The organism is Streptomyces lasiicapitis (genome assembly GCF_014646335.1).
Classification (GTDB): Bacteria; Actinomycetota; Actinomycetes; order Streptomycetales; family Streptomycetaceae; genus Streptomyces; species Streptomyces lasiicapitis.
Window position 1 is genome coordinate 43,867 of record NZ_BMNG01000002.1, and the last position, 22,207, is coordinate 66,073.

The window sequence follows — 22,207 nt, forward strand, 5'->3', positions numbered from 1 at the left end:
CCCACCTCAAGGCCCACCCCTAAACCGCCCCGCCCAGCCGGTGCAGCACGGCGTCCAGGAGGGCGCCGGGCGGCAGGTCCACGCCGCCCTTGCGCAGGAACACGGCGTTCAGGAGCTGATCCGTGGCCAGTTCGCCGGGGGCGCGGCGGGCGAGGAACGTGCGCAGGAGGTCGTCGACCCCGTCCAGGGCCGCGTCCCCCAGGTGGGCCTCGACGATGTCGCGCAGCCGCTGCTCGTCCGGCTCCGCGAGATCGAGACGTACGCAGCGACGCAGGAACGCGGGCGGGAACTCGCGCTCGCCGTTGCTGGTGATGACGACGACGGGGAACTCGGTACAGCGCACGCGCCCGCGCACCACGGGCGCCCTGACCTGCGGGTCGGCGGTGAGCACCTCGACCCGCGACTCCTCCTCCGGCAGCCGCGCCAGCTCCGGGATCTCGAACTCGCCCTCCTCGAAGACGGTCAGCAGGTCGTTCGGCAGGTCCACGTCCCCCTTGTCGAGCTCGTCGACGAGCAGGACGCGCGGCCGCTCACCGGGGACGAGCGCGGTGCCGAGCGGCCCGAGACGTACGTAGGAACCGATGTCGGTGCCGTGAGCCCTCGGGGAACCCGGTGTGCGAGTGGGGGCGTCCCCGTCGGACCGGTCCGTCGCCCCCGTCTCCGCTCCCTCATGTCCCTCCCGCCCCTCCTGCCCCTCCTGCCCCTCCCGCTCCGTACGCAGATTGGACTCCCGCAGCCGCCCGATCGCGTCGTACCCGTACAGCGCCTCGCGCAGCGTGGAGCGGCTGTTGACCGGCCAGGTCAGGACGCGGTCGAGGCTCAGCTCGTGCGCGATCGCGTGCGCGAGCGAGGACTTGCCCGTGCCGGGGTGGCCGGTGACGAGCAGCGGGCGCCGCAGCAGCAGCGCCGCGTTGACGATCTCCGACTCGTCCGGGCCGATGAGGTAGGGGCGGGCCGCCCGCGTGCCCTGACCGGCCGCGTCCGACGAGGCCACACCTGCGCCCCCGCCCGGCGAGGGCGCCGAATCCGGCTCCGGCTCCGGCGTGAAGCGGCGCCACGGCGGCGCCTCCGGGAACGTCACATGGCGCGTCGCGCCGTCCCCACGGAACAGCCGCCAGTCCCCGGACGCCCGCTCGGCGCCCCCGGTCGGCCGCGGCTGCTTATCCCTCTGCTCTGTCATACGGTGCCTGCTCCTTGGGCGGGGGTGCTGCTCGGGGCCGCCGCGGGCCGGACGGGGCCGGCGGCGGCCCACGGTGGTGGTGCGTCCGGATCCGTCAAGGGCGGTGGTGCGTCCGGATACGCGCGTGGCGGTGGTACATCCGGATCCGTCAGTTCCGTACGAGGGCCCTGCCAGGCCGCCGCGGTCTCCCACGCGGCCGGGGCGTGATCGCCGCCCCAGGCGGCCGGCTCCTCCCACACGAGGGCCGGGCGCCCGGGGCGCGGCGCGCGCTCCGAGGTGAGTGCCTGCCCACGGAACTCCCATACCCGGTCCGGGAGTTGAGGCATGAGCCCCGTGGGGTGGAGTGCGTCGAGGCGGGCCGCGTCGCCGTGGTCGCGGGCGTCGCGGTCCCACAGCACGACCGGCACGCCGAGCGCGAGGCAGATCTCCAGGAGCCTGGCGCGCACCTCGGGCGGGCCGTGCAGGACGACCTGGTTGGTGTCGTGGTGACCGGCCCGCAGCAGCGCGGTGACCTGCCGGCCGTCGGCCTGCGCGGCGTCGACGACCAGCGGGCGGCCGTGTCCGTCGGCCCAGCGGCGGCGGTGCTCGGCCTCGCGCTTCGGCACCCGTCGGCTCATCTCCGGGCAGCGCAGCGTCAGCGGGTAGTGCACGCCTAGGGGGAGGCTCGGCTCGAACTCGTTCGGGCTGCCCGTCTCCCACTCGTCGACGGGCAGGTGCAGGTCGGCGCGGTCCACGGCGACGTCCACGGCCAGCGGGGTGCCCGCGGGCGCGGAGAGGTCCGCGGCCTCACGGATGAGGGCGCCCACCTGCTCCGGGCCGAGCGCCTCGTCGTTCGTGCCGGTCTCCACACGGCGTACGCCACCGTCCGCGAGCCGCTGCCACAGCCGGCAGCGGTAGCGCTCGGGCCCCGGCGTGCCGTCCCGGGTGAGCTCCGCGAGCAGCCGGACCACGGGAGCCGCCCGGGACGCCGCCCAGCGCGCGGCGTCGGCGCGCCGCTGGTCACGGGCCGCGGCGTGCACGCCGAGCCGCGCGCACACCCGGTCGCTCCAGCCGCGCAACTCCTCGCCCGAATCGGTGCCGCAGGCCGCCGCGACGAACTCGACCAGATGCACGAGCGAGGGCACCGGCGGCGAGCCCGAGTCCCGCACGGGATCGTGGAAGTCCTCCAGCTCCCCGATGACCCGCGCCACCGCGAGCTCCCCGAGCCGCGCGGTGCACAGCGGCTGCGGCAGCGGCGTGAACCGCAGCGCCTCCCGTGCCGCCCGCGCGGGCAGCGTCGCGTCGGCCACCACGACCTGGCTCAACACACGCTCCAGGAAGGCGAATTCGGCGTACGAAAGGAGCCCGGCCGCAGCGACGGCCCGGCCGACGGCGAGCAGCGGCGTCAACTGCTCGGGCCGCGCCCCGTACGGCCCGGCCGCCACCAGGGACTCGCTCAGCGTGGGCAGCGCCCTCGGCGTGGCGAGGAGATCCGCGGCGAGCGCCTCGACGGACGGCGGCGCGGGTGCCCCGTACGCGGTCGGACCGGCAGCCCGCCCCAACTCGGCGTCCAGCCTGCGCACATGGTCGGCGCGCACGGCCGGGTCGGGCAGCAACGACCGCAGCAGGCCGACGAGTTCGACGGCGAGCGGATCGTCGGACCGCGGCGGCCGCGCCGTACGGCACTCGTCGACGACGGCACCCGCCCCGGCGGCGTACAACTGCTCGCGGATCGCCTGCCACGAGAGCGCCCAGGTGCGGCGCAGCGTCTGCCCGGAGTGGGCGGCGTAACCGAGGTGCCCAGTGGGACCAGTGGGACCGGAGTGCCCACTGTGACCACCACTGCCGCCGCCGCCACTGTCACCACCGCCACCACCGGCCCCCGGATGCCCCGAATACCCCGAATTCACCGGGCGCTCCGGATGCCCCAGCCGCCCCACAACCAGCCCCGCCGCCCCCGTCCCGCACTCCGTCCACAACGGCGCACCGCTGAACCCCGGGCCGATCGCCGCACCCGACAACTCCCCGTCCAGATAGCCCAGCGGGCCGTCCAGCACCTTCAACCGCGTGTCCGCGAACCCGATCGGATCGCCGAACCCGTGCCAGGCCCGCAGCCGCTGCCCCTCCACCATCTCCGTCCAGGCGACCGGCGCCACGGCAGGCGGCGCGGGCTCACTGAGTGAAAGGACGCACAGATCGCCGTGCCACGCGGCGCCCCCGCCCCGGCGCGGCGGCACCCACACCTCGATCTGCGCCTTGATCCGCACCGTCCGCCGCTCGAAGCTCACTTGGACGACGTCGTCGACGGGCCGCGTCTCGCTCAGCGGGGCCAGGCCGAGCGCCTCGTTGACGACGTGTGCGCACGTCAGGACGCGGTGCGCGGACAGCAGCGCGCCCGCCCCGGCGGCCGCCTCGCCCGCCCGCGCGAGCACGGCGACGACCGAGGGCGCGCCGTGCGGCGAGTGCGGCCTTCGGTCCACGCTCAGCTCCCGGTGCCCGCGGCGTCTCGACCGTCGCGTACTTCGTCTACTTCGTTACGCCGCCACGTGGCCGACACCGTCATGGTGGCCGTGCCCTTCACCCCTACGATGCCGAGCTTGAGGTCCTTGCCCACCTCGATGCCGAACTCGACCCCGAACTCCTCGGGCGGGTGCTCGGCGCCCGCCACCGACGCGTGCACCTGGTCGAGCAGCGGCCCGAGCGGCCGCAGGGTGGCGCGCAGCGTGTCGGCGGCAAGGGTGGCGGCGCGACAGCCACCGCCGGAGACGGGGCTCGGCACACCGAACTCCGCGGGCAGGCCGTCCTCGTCGGGGGCGCCGCCCGGGAGCGTGCTCAGGGGCGTGCTCGGGGGCGCGTCACCGACGTCGGCGAGCTCCACGCGCAACGCCGCGCCGGCCAGGTCGAGTTCCAGGTACTCGGGCATGCGCCCATTGTGCCGATCACCACGCCCTCATCGGCACGGTTCGCCACTTCACCCCTCCATCAACCGCACCGTCCGCGCCGCCAGTTCACTGATCCTGGCCCCGTCGTACCCGAACACCGCGCTGCGCACCCGGTCCCGAAGCGGCTCCCGCCACTGCGCCGGGATCGCCGACGCCCCGCACAGCACGCCCGCCACCGACCCCGCCGTCGCGCCGTTGGAGTCGGTGTCGAGGCCGCCGCGCACCGTCAGCGCGATCGTGTGCGTGAAGTCCCCGCCGCCGTACAGGAGTCCGACGGTGAGGACGGCGACGTTCGGCACGGCGTGGATCCAGCCGAGCCCCGCCGTCTCGTCCGCCACCGTGTCCAGGGTGTCCTCCCAGCTCAGCGAGGCCTCGTACAGCGACATCACCCGGCGTACCGTCCGCGCGATCCGGCAGCCCGCCGGGATCACCCCGAGCCCGGCCTCCAGCGCGTCCCGGGGCGAGCCCGCGGTGAAGGCCGCCGCGATCAGCGCCGCCGCCCACATCGCCGCGTACACGCCGTTGCCGGTGTGCGAGAGCACCGCGTCGCGGCGGGCGAGGGACGCGGCGCGGCGCGGGTCGCCGGGGCTGGTCCAGCCGAAGATGTCGGCGCGGATCAGCGCCCCGATCCAGTCCTGGTAAGGGTTGTCGTAGGTCGCCGTCAGCGGCGGGCTGAGTCCTGCCGTGAGATTGCGGTACGCCGCCCGCTCCGCCGTGAACGTCTGGAGATAGGGCAGGCGCTCCAGCCACAGCCGGCCCACCTCCTCGGTGCTGAAGCCGAAACCGTGCGACTCCAGGAGCTCCAGGCCGAGGATCGCGTAGTCCACGTCGTCGTCGCGGCAGCTCCCGTCGACGCGGCCGCGCACGCAGGAACGCCACTCCGGGCGCAGCTCGAAGTCCGTCGCTCCCGTCGGGGGCTCCGGCAGGTAGTCGGTGAGGGGGAGCGCGTCGCTGAGCCGCAGGTAGCGGTCGATGCGGTCGCGGGTCCAGTAGTCGCCGCGCTCGACGGGCTTGCCGAGCATGTTCCCGGCGATCCGGCCGAGCCAGCCGCCGTGGACGCGGTCCGCGAGCCGGGGATCCGTGGGCGGAGGTTCCGTGGGCCGGGAGTCCGGTGCCGTCGACGTCATACGTCCGGTCTACCGAAATCCGGGCGCCGACGCGCGGGCTCCTCCACACCCGGGTGATCGATCATTCCTGGCCGCAGACCTCGGCGATATCACACGACATGACCGTATATGTCGGTGCAAGTGATCAAGGTGTGCGGCAGCCGACCATGGGCAGCGGCCCCCTCCTGCGGTTATGGTCGCAGCGGCGCGACTGCCTTGACGCGAGCAAGGCCCGGAAAGCAAGGGGAATGCAAGGTGGCGGACGCTGCAGTGACGGCGGGAGACGGCGCGGGGCACGGCGCCGGGGGCACGGGCCGCGGCCATGTGCTCATCGCCGCGGACAAGTTCAAGGGATCCCTCACGGCCGTGCAGGTGGCCGAGCGCGTGACGGCGGGCCTGCACAGCGTGGCGCCGGACCTGCCGGTGCGGGCGCTGCCCGTGGCGGACGGCGGCGACGGCACGGTCGACGCCGCCGTGGCGGCCGGCTTCGAACGCCGGGAGGTGCGGGTCACCGGGCCGCTCGGCGCCGAGGTCGTGGCGGCGTACGCGCTGCGGGACGGCACCGCCGTCGTGGAGATGGCCGAGGCCTCGGGGCTGCAACTGCTGCCCGAAGGGACGTTCGCGCCGCTCACGGCGACGACGTACGGCAGCGGAGAGCTGCTGCGCGCGGCCCTCGACGCGGGCGCGCGCACCGTCGTCTTCGGTGTCGGCGGCAGCGCCACGACCGACGGCGGCGCGGGCATGCTGGCCGCACTCGGCGCGCGGTTCCTGGACGCCGACGGGGAACCCGTCGCGCCCGGCGGCGGGCCGCTGCGGGAGCTGGCGTCCGCCGACCTGACCGGGCTCGACCCGCGGCTCGGCGACGTACACGTCGTCCTGGCCAGCGATGTCGACAATCCGCTGACGGGGCCCAAGGGGGCGCCCGCCGTGTACGGCCCGCAGAAGGGCGCCACACCGGAGGACGTCGAAGCCCTGGACGCCGCGCTCGCGCACTTCGCGCGGGTGCTCGCCCGGGACGTCGGGCCGCAGGCCCTGGAGTACGCGCAGGCGCCGGGCGCGGGTGCGGCCGGCGGCATCGGCTACGGGGCCCTTGTGGGGCTCGGGGCGTCGTTCCGGCCCGGTATCGACGTCATGCTGGACGTGCTCGGCTTCGCGCCCGCGCTGGCCGGGGCGACGCTCGTCATCACCGGCGAGGGCTCGCTCGACGAGCAGACCCTGCACGGGAAGGCGCCCGCCGGGGTGGCCGCGGCGGCCCGCGCCGCCGGGGTCGAGGTCGTCGCCGTGTGCGGGCGGCTCGCGCTGCCGCCCGCCGCGCTCGGCACGGCCGGGATCCGCAGGGCGTACGCGCTCACCGACATCGAGCCCGACGTGGCCCGCTGCGTGGCCGAGGCGGGGCCGCTCCTGGAGCGCCTCTCAGCCAAGATCGCCACGGACTTCCTGACGTGACCTGGCGTGACCTGATCCGAGCTGAACTGATCTGAGCTGAACTCAGCTGAACTGAGCTGTCCACGCACGCCAGAGGGCCCGGACCAATTGGTCCGGGCCCTCAGCGCTACGTACAAGATCCGCTACGGCAACTGCGTGGCCCGCGCCTCACGCCGGTTGTCCCGGAAGTTGTTCACCCGGCGAGCCGTGGCGAACAGCGGGATCACCGCGCCGAGCACCAGCTGCAGCGCGCAGCCGGTCTGAAGCAGCAGCTGGCCACCGGGGGCGTCGAAGGCCCAGGCGGCGAGCAGCCCCATCGCGGAGACGATCCAGGCGAGCATGGCCACCGCCAGTGGCCCGCGCGGCTTGGGGTACTCGACCCGGCTCACCATCAGCCAGGCCGTGCCGATGATCGCGAGGAGCGTGGCCACGAAGGGCAGCTCCAGAAGCACGATCGAGACCACCGTCAGCGCCCCGAACGGCGACGGCATGCCCTGGAACGTGCCGTCCGGCACCGTGACACAGGAGAATCTCGCAAGCCGCAGCACCACCGCCAGCAGGACCACGATGGCGCCCACCGCCGCGACCCGCTCATGCGCGTCTCTCGCGACCATGCCGTACACGAGCACGAAGTACGCCGGCGCCAGGCCGAAGCTGATCAGGTCGGAGAGGTTGTCCAGCTCCGCGCCCATCGGCGACGACCGCAGCTTGCGGGCCACGAGGCCGTCGAAGAGGTCGAAGACCGCCGCGCACAGCATCAGTATCACCGCGGTCGCGGCACTGTTGCGGGCCATGCCCGACTCGTCGCCCGACAGGTGCGGGATGAGGATGCCGGTGGTGGTGAAGTACACCGCCATGAAGCCGCACGTGGCGTTACCCAGCGTGAGGGTGTCCGCTATCGAGAGGCGCAGCGACAGCGGCATGTCCTCTTCGGCGTCGTCGGCGTGGTCTGCGTTGTTCACGGACTCGGGCACCCAGCCCGCCGGTGTCTCAGGATCAGTCACGGTCAATGCGAGTCACCCCAGCCACGGTCTTCTGCCCCACCTCGACGTCCACCTCGACACCCTCCGGCAGGTAGATGTCGACGCGCGAGCCGAAGCGGATCAGGCCGATGCGCTCGCCCTGCTCCACCTTGGTGCCCTGGGGGACGTACGGCACGATGCGGCGGGCGACGGCGCCCGCGATCTGGATCATCTCGATGTCGCCGAGCTCGGTGTCGAAGTGCCAGACAACGCGCTCGTTGTTCTCGCTCTCCTTGTTGAACGCCGGGACGAAACCGCCCGGGATGTGCTCGACGGACGTCACCGTGCCGGCCAGCGGCGCGCGGTTGACGTGGACGTTCAGCGGGCTCATGAAGATCGCGACGCGGGTGCGCCCGTCCTTCCACGGCATGATGCTCTGTACGACACCGTCGGCCGGCGAGATGACCCGGCCCCGGGTGATCTCGCGCTCGGGGTCGCGGAAGAACCACAGCATGCCCGCCGCGAGCGCGGTGGTGGGCACGGCGATCGCGGCCGCGCCCTTGGAGCGGCGCGACCTGGCCAGGCTGAGGGCCGCGGTGGCGACGGTCGGCAGGAGCCACGGCGATGCTCCGCGCGCGAGGCGTCCACCAAGGAAGCTGACGCGAGGTGCAGAGGTTTGGCTGTGGGGCATGGATGACCTTCGTAGCGGATGATGCCGCACTGCATACGGGGGGACGGCGGCTTTCCCGGGATCGTATCGGTTGCGAGCCACAACTGGGCAAGCCAGGAAGCCGAGTCGGCCGCAGGGGCGTGCTGACTGGGTGTGATCTTCTTCTCGAATAAATCTCGAAGGAATCACCCCAAGTCAGACATTCAGCCCTGGAATCGATACTCTTCGAGGAGTCGTCGGCCAATGATCATTTTCTGGATCTCGGCGGTTCCTTCACCGATCAACAGCATGGGCGCCTCTCGGTAGAGACGCTCGATCTCGTACTCCTTCGAGAAGCCGTACCCGCCGTGAATCCTGAACGCGTCCTCTACGACTTCTTTGCAGTATTCGGATGCCAGGTACTTCGCCATCCCTGCCTCGAGGTCGTTTCGCTCCCCGGAGTCCTTTTTGCGTGCTGCGTTCACCATCATCGCATGGGCGGCCTCGACCTTGGTAGCCATCTCGGCCAGCTTGAACTGAATTGCCTGGTGCTGGGCGATCGGCTTGCCGAAAGTGTGACGTTGCTGGGCATACGAGACACCCAATTCGAAGGCACGCTGTGCGACACCACAGCCACGCGCGGCCACATTCACGCGGCCGACCTCGACCCCGTCCATCATTTGGTAAAACCCTCGGCCGGTTGCCCCGCCAAGGACGCGATTGGCCGGAATGCGCAGGCCATCCATGATCAACTCGGTGGTGTCGACACCCTTGTAACCCATCTTGTCGATCTTCCCGGGGATGGTCAGACCCGGACGCACCTCGCCGAAGCCCGGCTCCTTCTCCACCAGGAACGTCGTCATCGACTTGTGCGGGGCGGTGCCCTCAGGGTGTCCTTCGTCACTTCTGACGAGCACGGCGACCAGAGTTGACGACCCCCCGTTCGTCAGCCACATCTTCTGGCCGTTGAGGACGTACTCCTCGCCGTCCTGCACCGCCTTCGACGTGATCGCCGACACGTCCGAGCCGAGCCCCGGCTCCGACATCGAGAACGCGCCCCGCACCTCACCCGTCGCCATCCGCGGCAGGAAGTGGTCCTTCTGCTCCTGCGTGCCGTGCTGCTTGAGCATGTACGCCACGATGAAGTGGGTGTTGATGATGCCGGACACCGACATCCAGCCGCGCGCTATCTCCTCCACGCACAGCGCGTACGTGAGCAGCGACTCGCCCAGACCCCCGTACTCCTCCGGGATCATCAGGCCGAACAGGCCCAACTCCTTGAGGCCGTCCACGATCGCCTGCGGGTACTCGTCCCGGTGCTCGAGCTCGGTCGCGACCGGCAGGATCTCTTTGTCGACGAAGTCCCTGACGGTGGACAGGATTTCCCGCTGGATGTCGGTCAGACCGGCGGTCTGCGCGAGTCGCGTCATGACTGCTTCTCCGTCTTCTGCGCCGCGGGCGCGGACTTCCTCGCCGCGGGCTCGATCAACTCCGGGCGGCCGGGCTGCTCGCCCCCGCGCTCCTTGATGTACGTCTCCGTGGGCACCATGACCTTGCGGCGGAACACGCAGACCAGCGTGCCGTCCTGCTTGTAGCCCTTGGTCTCCACGTACACGACGCCGCGGTCCGACTTGGACCTCGACGGCGTCTTGTCCAGGACCGTCGTCTCGCCGTAGATCGTGTCCCCGTGGAACGTCGGCGCCACATGCTTGAGCGACTCGACCTCCAGGTTCGCGATCGCCTTGCCCGAGACGTCCGGCACCGACATGCCGAGCAGCAGCGAGTAGACGTAGTTGCCCACGACGACGTTCTTCCCGAAGTCCGTCGTGGCTTCCGCGTAGTTGCTGTCCATGTGCAGCGGGTGATGGTTCATGGTGAGCAGACAGAAGAGGTGGTCGTCGTACTCGGTGACCGTCTTGCCGGGCCAGTGCTTGTACACGGCGCCGACCTCGAACTCCTCATAGGTGCGGCCGAATTGCATGATCCCTACGCCTCCGGAGCCTCGAACTTGCCGGTGCGCCGCATGCCGGCCGCACGGCCCTTCCCGGAGATGACGAGCGCCATCTTCCGGCTGGCCTCGTCGATCATCTCGTCGCCGAGCATCGCCGAGCCCTTCTTGCCGCCCGCCTCGGACGTGTAGTACTCGTACGCGTCCAGGATCAGCTCGGCGTGGTCGTAGTCCTCCTGCGACGGCGAGAACACCTCGTTGGCGGCCTCCACCTGCCCCGGGTGCAGCACCCACTTGCCGTCGAAGCCGAGCGCGGCCGCGCGGCCCGCCACCTCGCGGTAGCCGTCGACGTTCTTGATCTGGAGGTACGGGCCGTCGATCGCCTGCAGGTCGTGCGTGCGCGCCGCCATCAGGATGCGCATCAGGATGTAGTGGTACGCGTCCGCCGGGTAGCCGGGCGGCTGCTCGCCCACGACGAGCGACTTCATGTTGATCGACGCCATGAAGTCGGCCGGGCCGAAGATGATCGTCTCAATACGTGACGAGGCGGCGGCGATGTCGTCAACATTGACAAGACCCTTGGCGTTCTCGATCTGCGCCTCAATGCCGATCCTGCCGACCTCGAAGCCCATCGTCTTCTCGATCTGCGTAAGCAGCAGGTCGAGGGCCACGATCTGCTGGGCGTCCTGGACCTTGGGCAGCATGATGCAGTCAAGATTGGGGCCCGCGCCCTCGACCACGGTCACGACGTCGCGGTACGTCCACTGCGTCGTCCAGTCGTTGACGCGCACCACCCGTGTCTTGCCCGTCCAGTCGCCCTCGTTGAGGAACTTGACGATGGTGTGCCGCGCCTCCGGCTTGGCGAGCGGCGCGCACGCGTCCTCGAGGTCGAGGAACACCTGGTCGGCGGGCAGGCCCTGGGCCTTCTCCAGGAAGCGCGGGTTGGAGCCCGGCACGGCGAGGCAGGAGCGGCGCGGGCGGAGCCGGTTCACGGCGCCGGACTGCTGCTGGGACGGGGTCATGCGGGGACCTCCAGGGGGTCGAGGTGGTTCGCTTTCCGGATCTCGTCGACGATACGGCCGATGATCTCCGTGATGCCGAAGTCCTTGGGGGTGAACACGGCGGCCACACCCGCCGCCTTCAGGTCCTCGGCGTCGCTGCTGGGGATGATGCCGCCCGCGATCAGGGGGATGTCGTGCGCGCCCGCGGTGCGCAGCCGCACCAGGACGTCCGGCACGAGCTGCGCGTGCGAGCCGGAGAGGATCGACAGGCCCACGGCGTGCACGTCCTCCGCGAGCGCCGCGTCCACGATCTGCTCGGGCGTGAGCCGGATGCCCTGGTAGACGACCTCGAACCCGGCGTCACGCGCGCGCACCGCGATCTGCTCGGCGCCGTTGGAGTGCCCGTCCAGGCCCGGCTTGCCGACGAGGAAGCGCAGCTTGCCCGTGCCGAGGTCCGCGGCGGTCTTCTCGACCTTCTCGCGGACCGCGGCGAGCGGCGTGCCCGCCTCCGCCGTGACGGCCACCGGCGCCCCTGAGACGCCCGTGGGCGCCCGGAACTCCCCGAAGACCTCCCGCAGCGCGCCCGCCCACTCCCCGGTCGTCACACCGGCGCGCGCGCACTCCAAGGTGGCCTCCATCAGGTTGCCGGTGCCGGCCGCGACCTCCTTGAGCCGGTCGAGCGCCTGCCCGACCGTCGGGAAGTGGAACGGGTCGCCCATGCCCTGGCGGTCCGAGGACTCCTGGCGGGTGGTGCGCCACGAACCGATGGCCTCCACCACGCGCGCCTCGACCTTGAGGTCGACCGTCATGATCGCGGTGTCGAGGTCGGCGGTGAGCGGGTTCGGCTCCGTCGTCTTGAAGACGTTCACACCGATGATCTTGTCCTCGCCCGCCTCGATGCGCGCCCGGCGCTCGGCGTGCGAGGACACGAGCGCCGCCTTCAGATAGCCCGACTCGACGGCGGCCATCGCGCCGCCCATCTGCTCGATGCGGTCCATCTCCTCCAGGGACTCCTCCACGAGGGCGTCCACCTTGGCCTCGATGACATGGGAGCCCGCGAAGATGTCCTCGTACTCCAGGAGGTCGCTCTCGTGCGCGAGGACCTGCTGGATGCGCAGCGACCACTGCTGGTCCCAGGGGCGCGGCAGGCCGAGCGCCTCGTTCCACGCGGGCAGCTGCACGGCACGCGCGCGTGCGTCCTTCGACAGCGTGACGGCGAGCATCTCCAGGACGATGCGCTGGACGTTGTTCTCCGGCTGCGCCTCGGTCAGGCCGAGGGAGTTGACCTGCACGCCGTAGCGGAAGCGGCGCTGCTTGGGGTTGGTGATGCCGTACCGCTGGCGCGCGACGCGGTCCCAGATGCGCCCGAAGGCCCGCATCTTGCACATCTCCTCGATGAACCGCACACCGGCGTTCACGAAGAAGGAGATGCGCGCGACGACGTCACCGAACTTCTCCTCGGGCACCTGCCCGGAGGCGCGCACCGCGTCGAGCACCGCGATCGCCGTGCTCATCGCGTACGCGATCTCCTGCACCGGCGTGGCCCCGGCCTCCTGCAGGTGATAGCTGCAGATGTTGATCGGGTTCCACTTGGGGATGTGCGCCACCGTGTACGTGATCATGTCGGTGGTCAGTCGCAGGCTCGGCCCCGGCGGGAAGACGTGGGTGCCGCGCGACAGGTACTCCTTGACGATGTCGTTCTGCGTCGTCCCCTGGAGCTGGGTGATGTCGACGCCCTGCTCCTCGGCGACGACCTGGTACAGCGCGAGCAGCCACATGGCGGTCGCGTTGATCGTCATGGAGGTGTTCATCTGCTCCAGGGGGATGTCCTGGAACAGCCGCCGCATGTCACCGAGATGGGACACCGGGACGCCGACCCGGCCCACCTCCCCGCGCGCGAGGATGTGGTCCGGGTCGTACCCCGTCTGCGTCGGCAGGTCGAAGGCGACCGACAGGCCGGTCTGGCCCTTGGCGAGGTTGCGCCGGTACAGCTCGTTCGACGCCTCCGCCGTGGAGTGACCGGCGTAGGTGCGCATCAGCCACGGCCGGTCCTTCTGACGCTCAGTCATGTATGGGCCCTCGCCCCTCAGATGTCGCGGAAGCGGTTGATGGCGTCGAGGTGCTTGGCCCGCATCTCGTGGTCGCGCACGCCGAGCCCCTCGGCGGGCGCGAGCGCGAGGACGCCGACCTTGCCCTGGTGGACGTTGCGGTGCACGTCGTGGGCGGCCTGCCCGGTGTCCTCCAGGGAGTACACCTTGGAGAGCGTCGGGTGGATCTTGCCCTTGGCGACCAGCCGGTTGGCCTCCCAGGCCTCGCGGTAGTTGGCGAAGTGCGAGCCCACGATGCGCTTCAGCGACATCCACAGGTACCGGTTGTCGTACTCGTGCTGGAACCCGGACGTCGAGGCGCAGGTGACGATCGTGCCGCCCTTGCGTGTGACGTAGACGGACGCGCCGAACGTTTCGCGCCCTGGGTGCTCGAAGACGATGTCGACGTCCTCGCCGCCCGTCAGCTCACGGATCCGGTTGCCGAACCGCTTCCACTCCTTGGGGTCCTGGTGGTGCTCGTCCTTCCAGAACTTGTAGCCCTCGGCGTTGCGGTCGATGATCGCGTCGGCGCCCATGGCGCGGCAGATCTCGGCCTTCTGCGGGCTGGAGACCACACAGATGGGATTGGCGCCGCCGGCCAGCGCGAACTGCGTGGCGTACGACCCGAGTCCGCCGCTGGCGCCCCAGATCAGCACGTTGTCGCCCTGCTTCATGCCGGCGCCGTTCTGCGAGACGAGCTGGCGGTACGCGGTGGAGTTCACCAGGCCAGGCGCCGCCGCCTCCTCCCAGCTCAGGTGGTCCGGCTTCGGCATGAGCTGGTTGGACTTCACGAGCGCGATCTCGGCGAGCCCGCCGAAGTTGGTCTCGAAGCCCCAGATGCGCTGCTCGGGGTCGAGCATCGTGTCGTTGTGGCCGTCGGAGGACTCCAGCTCCACCGACAGGCAGTGCGCGACGACCTCGTCGCCGGGGTGCCAGGCGTTCACGCCGGGGCCGGTGCGCAGGACGACGCCCGCGAGGTCGGAGCCGATGATGTGGTACGGCAGGTCATGACGCTTCGTCAGCTCGCTGAGCCTGCCGTACCGCTCCAGGAATCCGAACGTCGACATCGGCTCGAAGATCGACGTCCACACGGAGTTGTAGTTCACCGACGACGCCATCACGGCCACCAGGGCCTCGCCCGGCCCGAGTTCGGGCACGGGGACGTCGTCGAGGTGCAGGGACTTGCGCGGGTCCTTGTCGCGCGTGGCGAGCCCGGCGAACAGCTCCGTCTCGTCCTTGTGCACGGTCACCGCGCGGTACGACTCGGGCAGTGGCAGCGCGGCGAAGTCGGCGGACTCGGCGTCCTGCGACTGGATCGCGTCCAGGATTTCCTGCATGGGATGCCTCCGGCGAAGGGCGCCACCGGCGGGTGGCGCTCTGAGGGGTACGTCGGGGTGGTGCTGGAAAGGGTGTGGTGCCGTCGGTTCGGCGGAGGTGGTGCTGTGGCGACGCCGTGGTGGGGCGCGGGAGGTGCCTGTGACGCAGGCGTCCGGGCGCGCTCGCCAATGGCTTGCGGGGACAGCCGGCGTACGGAAGTTCTCCGCGTGCCGGCCGCCCGGACAACATCAACGTATGACACCGCGTGCCAGTCGGCAAGACACTCAGTGCCAACAATTTCTCTCAGTTGTCACCGAGGGGGTTCATCTGAGCGATGATCGATCATTGCAGGTCAGGGGGCATGCGAAACGCCGGAGGGCCGACTACCTACCAGTAGGTAATCAGCCCGTCCGGCGTTTGAGGACGAGGCCCGAAGGGCCGAAAAGGGGGAAAGGGGCGAAGCCCCGTCAGGACCGGCTGCGCAACGCCTTCTCGATGGTCCGCATGACCTCTTCGAGGGGAGCGTCGGTGCGAGCAACGGTAACGAGCACCTCACCCCCGTCGGAGACGGTCGCCGCCCCCGACGGGGGCACCGTGTCCCGCCCGGCCGGGATCCCCGTGCCGAAGGTGCGCCGCACGATCCCGAAGGCGTGGTCGAGCTGCCCCTCCACGTCCCCCTGCCCCCCGGCCCGCAGCCACCGCCGCAGCACATGGTTGTGCGCCGTGACCACGGCGGACGCGGCGACCTCCGCGAGCAGCGGATCGTCGTTGCCGTGATGATGCGCGTGCTCGTCGAAGTGCCCGAGGAGATAGCGCGTGAAGAGCCGCTCGTACCGCGCCACGGACGCGATCTCGCGCTCGCGCAGCGTCGGCACCTCCCGCGTCAGCCGGTACCGCTCCACGGAGACGGCGGGCGACGCGGCGTACATCTTCATGACCTCCTTGATCCCGCGGCACACGGTGTCGAGCGGGTGCTCGTGGGCGGGCGCCGCGTTGAGCACGGCCTCCGCGCGGATCAAGGTGTCGTCGTGGTCGGGGAAGATCGCCTCTTCCTTGGAGCGGAAGTGGCGGAAGAAGGTCCGGCGGGCCACTCCGGCCGCGGCGGCGATCTCGTCGACCGTCGTCGCCTCGTACCCCTTGGACGCGAACAGTTCCATGGCGGCGGCCGCCAGCTCGCGGCGCATCTTGAGCCGTTGGGCGGCGGCGCGGCTGCCCGCGGCGCTCTCGGGAGCGTCGGGCGTAGCTGTCGTACGTGAGGACTTGGCGGCCTTGGACATGCCCCGAACGTACTGCATGTGCGCAGCTGAGTGCGCCTGCGGGAGCGGGCCGCCCGACGCTTCGAGCAGCCCGCCCCAGTCCGCGCGCTCGGCGCGCACCGCTTCGTGTGCTCTGGCCCCGGGGTCCGCGCGCCGGTCAGCGCCGGGCATATTCGCGGAAACCACGGCCCGTCTTGCGGCCGAGGCAGCCCGCGGCCACCAGATGCTCCAGGAGGGGTGCGGGGGCGAGGCCCGGCTCGCGGAACTCGCGGTGCAGCACCGTCTCGATGGCCAGCGACACGTCCAGGCCGACGACGTCCAGGAGCTCGAAGGGCCCCATGGGGTAGCCGCCGCCCAGCTTCATGGCGGCGTCAATGTCGTCAAGAGACGCGTAGTGTTCCTGGACCATCTTGATCGCGTTGTTGAGGTACGGGAAGAGCAGCGCGTTCACGATGAAGCCGGCCCGGTCGCCGCAGTCCACCGGGTGCTTCTTGATCGACGCGCACACCTCGCGGGCCGTGGCGTGCACGTCGTCCTCGGTCAGGACGGTGCGCACGACCTCGACGAGCTTCATGGCGGGCGCCGGGTTGAAGAAGTGCAGGCCGATCACGTCGCCGGGCCGTGAGGTGGCGCGGGCGCAGGCCACGACCGGCAGCGAGGACGTGGTGGTGGCGAGGACCGCGCCCGGCTTGCAGACCTTGTCGAGCGTCGCGAACAGCTGCTGCTTGATCTCCAGGTCCTCGGCGACCGCCTCCAGGGCGAGATCGACGTCGGCGAACGAGTCGTACGTCCCGCTCGGCGTGATCCGGTCCAGGGTCTTCGCCGCCGCCTCCGCCGTCATCCGCCCCTTGTCGACGGAGCGCGAAAGCGACTTGGCGACACGGGACTTGGCCGCGGCGGCCTTCTCCTCGCTGCGGGCGGCGAGCACCACGTCGTACCCGGCCTTCGCGAAGACCTCCGCGATTCCCGATGCCATGGTCCCGGAACCGGCCACTCCGACGGCGCGCACCTCACGTCCGCGCGCCTGCCGCGTGCCTTCGAGCGGTGTCGCGGCGTCCCGCACCACCTCGTCGCTCCCTGACGCGGCGTACGTGTAGAAGCCGCGGCCCGACTTGCGCCCCGTCAGGCCCGCCTCGCTGAGCTGCTTGAGGATCGGGGCGGGCGCGTGCAGCCGGTCCCGCGACTCGGCGTACATGGCGTCCAGGACGGTACGGGCGGTGTCGACGCCGATCAGGTCGAGCAGCGCGAGCGGGCCCATCGGCAGCCCGCAGCCGAGCCGCATCGCGGCGTCGATGTCCTCCCGGCTCGCGTACTTGGCCTCGTACATCGCCGCCGCCTGGTTGAGGTAGCCGAACAGCAGCCCGTCGGCGACGAAACCGGGGCGGTCGCCGACGGCGACGGGCTCCTTGCCGAGCGCGCAGGCCAGCTCGGTGACCGTCGCCACCGCGGCCGGCGCGGTGAGCACGGACGAGACGATCTCGACGAGCTTCATGGCGGGCGCCGGGTTGAAGAAGTGCAGGCCCAACACCCGCTCCGGGTGCGCGGATTCGGCCGCCAGACGTGTCACGGACAGCGCGTTGGTGCCGGTGGCGAGGATCGTGTCGGCGCGCACGATGCCGTCGAGCTCACGGAAGATCTGCTGCTTGATCTCGTACGTCTCCGGGGCGACCTCGATCACCAGGTCGGCGTCGGCGGCCGCCCGCAGGTCGGTGAACGTGCGGAAGCGGGCCAGGGCGTCCTCGCGCTCGCTCTCGGAGATCCGCTCGCGGCGCACGGCACGCGCGGTGGAGGCCTCCAGGGCGGCGACGGCGCGGTCGGCGGCCTGCTCGCTGATGTCGATGCCGATGACCTCGCGGCCCGCGCGGGTGAGCACTTCGGCGATGCCGGTGCCCATCGTGCCCAGACCGATGACGGCGACCGTGTTCAAGGGAGTGTCCATGCGTGGACTCCAGGAAGTGAGTGACGACTGAGGGGCACACGCGCACGGCGCGTGGCGGGGGCGCACCGGACACGGGTCACGCGTGCGTGCGTGGCGGCCACGCGAGCGGGCGTGAAGTGGCGTACGGCGTGCGGAGGTTGCGCGAGGGGGAGAACCGACGGGCCCTGTCCCGGGACCACGCCGTCCTGCGGTACATGCGTACCGAACCGACAACACTCGCGACGGCTGCGTCACCAGGCCGTCATGAGTCGAGGTGCTGAAAGCGAACTGCGTACGGGGAGTGTGCCCCGCTCACTTGAGATTAACCGGTGAGTAACGAGCGCGCCAGCCCCCGGTGTCTGTGACCTCCGTCGCGACTAGGCTCACCGCATGGATGCGGAGTTGCGGACGGTGACGGATCGCTTACGACGCGAGGCGGCTGCGTCGGGAGTGATCGAGGCGTACGAGGGACTACTGGCCGCCGGTGATCCGGACGAGCTCGCGGGGTCGCTGCACGCGGCGGGACAGCCTTTGTGGGCGCGGGAGTTGGCGGCGGTCAAACTCGGCGTCCTCGGGGACCGGCGGGCCTTCGAGTCGCTGGTCCTGCTGCTCAACCACCGGGATCCGCCGCGCTGCGCCGCCGCGGCCTACGCCCTCGCGCGCCTCGGGGATCCGCGCACCGCCCGCGCGGCGGCCGCGCTCGCCACGAACGAGCTGCGCGTGGCCTACGCCCTGCACCCGGTGCGGCTGCTCACCGAGCTGCGCGCCCCGGAGTCGGCCCCCGCGCTGATCATCACCCTCCAGCGCCGCCTGACTCCCAACGACCCGTACGGCAAGGTCGCCCTCGCGTGTGTGGAGGGGCTCGGGGCGCTGGGGGACGCGCGGGCCATACCGGTGCTCACGGCTGCCTGCGGGCATCCCCGCCTGGCGGCGGCCGCGGCGGCGGCACTGGCGCGGGTGTCGGTGCGGGCGTCGGGGTCGTGAGGCGGGACCGGGCGCGAGGCGGGGCTGGGTGTGAGGAGGTGCTGGGCGTGATGCCTGTCCGGGCGCAGGGCCTGGCCAGGCGTGGGGTGTGGGGCGGCGGAGGCTAGGCGCTCGTCGGCCGCTCCTCCGGTATCAGCGCCAGCGCCTCTATCTCCATGAGGAATTCGGGCCCCATGAGGGCCGCGACCTGCACGGCCGATGCCGCGGGCATCCGGGCGGGGTCCAGGTGCGCGTTCCGCGCGGCCCGGATCGCGGGCATGTGCGCCACGTCCGTGACGAAATACGTCAGCTTGATCACGTCGTCGAAGCCCGCGCCCGCGGCGGTCAGACAGCGCCGCAGATTCTCGAAGACCTGGTGGGCCTGCGCCACGGCGTCCCCCTCGCCGACCAGCTTGCCCTGTTCGTCGAGGGCGAGCTGACCGGAGACGGCGACGAGGCGGCCGGTGCCCGTCACGACGTGCGTGTACTGCGTCGCGGGGGCGACCCCGTCGGGGGCGTTGATGTACGTCAGTTCGCTCATGGTCACCATGGTGGACCATGGGTCTGACAACGCCCCCGACGGAGGTCGGCGTTCGGCCCGGGAGCCGGGGCTCAGCCCCGGAAGCCCAGCAGCCCGTGCAGTTCCGCGCCGCTCCCGGAGGCGCCGCTCGGGGCGGCACCCGTCTCCGCCGCGCCCCGCGCCGCGCTCCTCGGCTTCGGTTCGGGCAGCCGCTTGCAGACCGCGTCGACCTCGCCGCCGCTCTGCGGCACCTTGCCGTTCGTCAGGTACGCCGCCAGGTGCCCGTCCAGGCAGGCGTTCCCGCTCAGCGTGATGCCGTGGTTGCCGCCGCCCTGCTCCACCACGAGGCGCGAACCGCGCAGCTTGCGGTGCATCGTGATCGCGCCCTCGTACGGCGTGGCCGCGTCGTCGGTCGCCTGGAAGATCAGCACCGGCGGCACGGAGGCGTTGGTGACGTCGACCGGCTGCAACGACCGCACCGGCCAGAACGCGCACGGAGCGTTGTACCAGGCGTTGTTCCAGGTCATGAACGGCGCCTTCGCGTGCACCTGCCAGTTGTCGCGGCGCCACTGCTCCCAGTCGCGCGGCCACGCCGCGTGCCGGCAGCCCACGGCCGCGTACACCGAATAGCTGTTGTCGCCCGCCGCGTCCACGGCGCCGAAGTTCTCGTACGCCTCGACGAGCGGGCCCGTGCCCTTGCCGTTGGCGTACGCCGCGAACGCCTCCGCCAGGAAGGGCCAGTAGCCGTCGAAGTAGCCGCCCGGCATGAAGGTGTCCTCCAACTCGGCCGCGCCGACCTTCTTGCCGGCCGGCTTCTTGGCGAGCGCGCTACGCATCGCGTACCACTTGGCCTCGACCTTCGCCGGGTCCGTGCCGAGCCGGTACTTCTTGTCGTGCTTGGCGACCCACGCCAGGAAGGCCTTGTGCCGGGCGTCGAAGGCGAAGTCCTGGGTGAGGTTGGCGTCGTACCAGACGTTGTGCGGGTCGACCACGGAGTCCAGGGCCATGCGGCGGACCCGGTCGGGGAAGAGCTTGGCGTACACCGCGCCGAGATAGGTGCCGTACGAGTACCCGAAGTAGTTGATCTTCTCGGCGCCCAGCGCCGCGCGGATCGCGTCCAGGTCCTTGACCGCGCTCACCGTGTCGATGAACGGCAGGACGTCCGCGTACTTCGAGCCGCACGCCTCCGCGAACGCCCGCGCGCGGTCGATGTTGGCCCTCTCCAGGGCGTGCGTGTACGGCACCGTGGCGGGCCGCACCGGCTTGGCGTGGCCGGGGCGGCAGTTCAGGGCGGGCTTGCTGCGGCCCACCCCGCGCGGGTCGAAGCCGATGACGTCGTAGCCGGCGGCCACCTTCTTGGGCAGCGTCTTGGCGACGAACCCGGCCATGCTCAGGCCGCTGCCGCCGGGACCGCCGGGGTTCACCAGGAGCGGGCCCTGGTACGTCTTCGCGGTGTGCTGGACCCGCGACAGGGCGAGCGTGATCTGCTCGCCGTGCGGGCGGTCGTGGTCGAGCGGCACCTTCAGGGACGCGCACTGGAGCCGGGGGTGGTCCTTGGTGGCGCACTTCTTCCACGTGAGGGTGTGCGGGGTGTGCGCGGTGCGGGGCGCGGACCGCGCGTCGGTGCCCGCGGCGGACGGCACCGCCGCGACGAGACCGGTCATCAGAGCGGCGACACCGCACAGCGAGACGGCGGTTGCTCTCATCGAGCCTCCCAGAGCGGAGGGTTCGGGGCCGCGAGGCCCACGACCCCCGCGGCATCGTCCCGGAAAGCCCGCCCGGAAGAAGGCGTTCTATGAAGGAATGACCTGAAAGGAGCATGACGAACCCCGCGATGGCCCAGCCCGGGTCGCGGCAGTGGTCACCGCGGTGGTCCGGCCGCGGCTCACAGCAGCGTGAGCTGGGTGGCGGTCGGTGCGGGCGGCGTCTCCTGGGGCTCGGGTATGCGGCGCGCGGCACCCGCGCGCGAGGGGCCGATGCCGAACTCCCGCGCCAGCTCGTGCACATGGCGGGTGATCCGGCGCTGGTACCACTTGGGGGCGTAGGCGCCGTCCGCGTACAACCGCTCGTAGCGCCGCACCAGATGCGGGTGGTGGCTCGCGAGCCAGGTCATGAACCACTCGCGCGCGCCCGGCCGCAGATGCAGCACCAGCGGTGTCACCGAGGTCGCCCCGGCCGCGGCGATCGCCCGCACCGTGGCGCGCAACTGGTCCGGATGGTCGCCGAGGAACGGGATCACCGGGGCCATCAGGACGCCGCACTCGATGCCGTGCCCGCTGAGGGTGCGCACGACCTCCAGGCGCCGCGCGGGCGCGGGCGTGCCCGGCTCGACCGTGCGCCAGAGCTGCTCGTCCATGAAGCCCACGGACACCGAGATGCCGACGTCCGTGACGGCGGCGGCCTGCCGCAGCAGGTCGAGGTCGCGCAGGATCAGCGTGCCCTTCGTGAGGATCGAGAACGGGTTGGCCCGGTCGCGCAGGGCCGCGATGATGCCCGGCATCAGCGCGTACCGGCCCTCCGCGCGCTGGTAGCAGTCGACGTTCGTGCCCATCGCGATGTGCTCGCCGCGCCAACTCGGTGCCGCGAGCCCGCGGCGCAGCAGCTCGGGCGCGTTGACCTTCACCACGATCTGGCTGTCGAAGCCGAGGCCGGTGTCCAGGTCGAGATAGCTGTGCGTCTTGCGGGCGAAGCAGTACACGCACGCGTGCGTGCAGCCGCGATAAGGGTTGACCGTCCACTCGAAGGGCATGCGGGACGCCCCCGGCACCCGGTTCACGATCGACTTGGCCCGGATCTCGTGAAAGGTGATCCCGCGGAACTCGGGGGTGTCGAAGGTCCGCGTCGTCACCGCGTCCGCGCCGAACAGCGCGGGGTCCGCGGCGCCCCTTCGCGGGCCGTCGGACAAGTTCTCCCAGCGCATGGCGCCTCCTCCGTAGCAGTGACGAGCACTGACC

18 protein-coding genes are annotated in these 22,207 nt (G+C 71.3%); 2 read left to right on the top strand and 16 right to left on the bottom strand.

What is annotated here, in order from left to right; genetic code table 11:
* Nucleotides 1-19 precede the first annotated feature (19 nt).
* Genes IEY91_RS03710 through IEY91_RS03725 form a run of 4 tightly spaced genes read right to left on the bottom strand, consistent with a single transcriptional unit; the run spans nucleotide 20 to nucleotide 5,228 of the window.
* A complete protein-coding gene (locus IEY91_RS03710) occupies nucleotides 20-1,180 on the bottom strand; it encodes an AAA family ATPase (protein ID WP_189172831.1) in 1,161 nt (386 codons plus the stop codon).
* Nucleotides 1,177-3,639 (bottom strand): VMAP-C domain-containing protein, encoded by a 2,463-nt coding sequence (locus IEY91_RS03715; RefSeq protein ID WP_189172832.1) that lies wholly within the window; start codon nucleotides 3,637-3,639, stop codon nucleotides 1,177-1,179. Before IEY91_RS03715 ends, IEY91_RS03710 begins: the two co-directional genes overlap by 4 nt.
* A gap of 2 nt (nucleotides 3,640-3,641) precedes the next feature.
* Complete coding sequence (locus IEY91_RS03720; RefSeq protein WP_189172833.1) at nucleotides 3,642-4,082, bottom strand: CU044_2847 family protein; 441 nt, start codon at nucleotides 4,080-4,082, stop codon at nucleotides 3,642-3,644.
* A 48-nt stretch (nucleotides 4,083-4,130) separates the two neighbouring features.
* Nucleotides 4,131-5,228: an ADP-ribosylglycohydrolase family protein gene (locus IEY91_RS03725; protein WP_189172834.1), complete on the bottom strand. Its 1,098-nt coding sequence runs from the start codon at nucleotides 5,226-5,228 to the stop codon at nucleotides 4,131-4,133.
* A gap of 303 nt (nucleotides 5,229-5,531) precedes the next feature.
* Between IEY91_RS03725 and IEY91_RS03730 the strand changes: the two genes are divergently transcribed.
* On the top strand, nucleotides 5,532-6,653 hold the full coding sequence (locus IEY91_RS03730; protein WP_164328054.1) for a glycerate kinase: 1,122 nt from the start codon (nucleotides 5,532-5,534) through the stop codon (nucleotides 6,651-6,653).
* Between the two features lie 122 nt (nucleotides 6,654-6,775).
* Here IEY91_RS03730 and pssA read toward each other — a convergent pair whose 3' ends face one another.
* The 9 genes from pssA to IEY91_RS03775 all read right to left on the bottom strand — a co-directional run bounded on the left by pssA (nucleotide 6,776) and on the right by IEY91_RS03775 (nucleotide 17,791).
* Complete coding sequence (gene pssA, locus IEY91_RS03735; protein ID WP_164318767.1) at nucleotides 6,776-7,642, bottom strand: CDP-diacylglycerol--serine O-phosphatidyltransferase; 867 nt, start codon at nucleotides 7,640-7,642, stop codon at nucleotides 6,776-6,778.
* Nucleotides 7,629-8,285, bottom strand: coding sequence for a phosphatidylserine decarboxylase (locus IEY91_RS03740; protein ID WP_078621543.1), 657 nt, complete (start codon nucleotides 8,283-8,285; stop codon nucleotides 7,629-7,631). The genes pssA and IEY91_RS03740 overlap by 14 nt, the downstream gene beginning before the upstream one ends.
* 182 nt (nucleotides 8,286-8,467) lie before the next feature.
* Entirely contained in the window at nucleotides 8,468-9,673 is a 1,206-nt protein-coding gene (locus IEY91_RS03745) for an acyl-CoA dehydrogenase family protein (RefSeq protein ID WP_189172835.1), read from the bottom strand.
* Nucleotides 9,670-10,224, bottom strand: a complete 555-nt coding sequence (locus tag IEY91_RS03750) for a MaoC family dehydratase (protein ID WP_164318763.1) — start codon at nucleotides 10,222-10,224, stop codon at nucleotides 9,670-9,672. The genes IEY91_RS03745 and IEY91_RS03750 overlap by 4 nt, the downstream gene beginning before the upstream one ends.
* Nucleotides 10,225-10,229: 5 nt before the next feature.
* Entirely contained in the window at nucleotides 10,230-11,213 is a 984-nt protein-coding gene (locus IEY91_RS03755; protein ID WP_164318761.1) for an HpcH/HpaI aldolase/citrate lyase family protein, read from the bottom strand.
* Nucleotides 11,210-13,261, bottom strand: coding sequence for an ethylmalonyl-CoA mutase (locus IEY91_RS03760; RefSeq protein WP_189172836.1), 2,052 nt, complete (start codon nucleotides 13,259-13,261; stop codon nucleotides 11,210-11,212). The genes IEY91_RS03755 and IEY91_RS03760 overlap by 4 nt, the downstream gene beginning before the upstream one ends.
* 17 nt (nucleotides 13,262-13,278) lie before the next feature.
* On the bottom strand, nucleotides 13,279-14,616 hold the full coding sequence (gene ccrA, locus IEY91_RS03765; protein ID WP_189172837.1) for a crotonyl-CoA carboxylase/reductase: 1,338 nt from the start codon (nucleotides 14,614-14,616) through the stop codon (nucleotides 13,279-13,281).
* A gap of 447 nt (nucleotides 14,617-15,063) precedes the next feature.
* A complete protein-coding gene (locus IEY91_RS03770; RefSeq protein WP_189172838.1) occupies nucleotides 15,064-15,891 on the bottom strand; it encodes a TetR family transcriptional regulator in 828 nt (275 codons plus the stop codon).
* Nucleotides 15,892-16,009: 118 nt separating this feature from the next.
* On the bottom strand, nucleotides 16,010-17,791 hold the full coding sequence (locus IEY91_RS03775) for a 3-hydroxyacyl-CoA dehydrogenase family protein (protein ID WP_189172839.1): 1,782 nt from the start codon (nucleotides 17,789-17,791) through the stop codon (nucleotides 16,010-16,012).
* 369 nt (nucleotides 17,792-18,160) lie between these two features.
* Between IEY91_RS03775 and IEY91_RS03780 the strand changes: the two genes are divergently transcribed.
* Entirely contained in the window at nucleotides 18,161-18,754 is a 594-nt protein-coding gene (locus tag IEY91_RS03780) for a HEAT repeat domain-containing protein (protein ID WP_164318751.1), read from the top strand.
* Between the two features lie 103 nt (nucleotides 18,755-18,857).
* Here the strand turns inward: IEY91_RS03780 and IEY91_RS03785 are convergent, their stop codons facing one another.
* The 3 genes from IEY91_RS03785 to IEY91_RS03795 form a co-directional block, all read right to left on the bottom strand.
* Entirely contained in the window at nucleotides 18,858-19,274 is a 417-nt protein-coding gene (locus tag IEY91_RS03785) for a RidA family protein (RefSeq protein WP_164318749.1), read from the bottom strand.
* A gap of 71 nt (nucleotides 19,275-19,345) precedes the next feature.
* Entirely contained in the window at nucleotides 19,346-20,959 is a 1,614-nt protein-coding gene (locus IEY91_RS03790; RefSeq protein WP_189172840.1) for an alpha/beta hydrolase, read from the bottom strand.
* 179 nt (nucleotides 20,960-21,138) lie between these two features.
* Nucleotides 21,139-22,173: an Rv2578c family radical SAM protein gene (locus IEY91_RS03795; protein WP_189172841.1), complete on the bottom strand. Its 1,035-nt coding sequence runs from the start codon at nucleotides 22,171-22,173 to the stop codon at nucleotides 21,139-21,141.
* Nucleotides 22,174-22,207 lie beyond the last annotated feature (34 nt).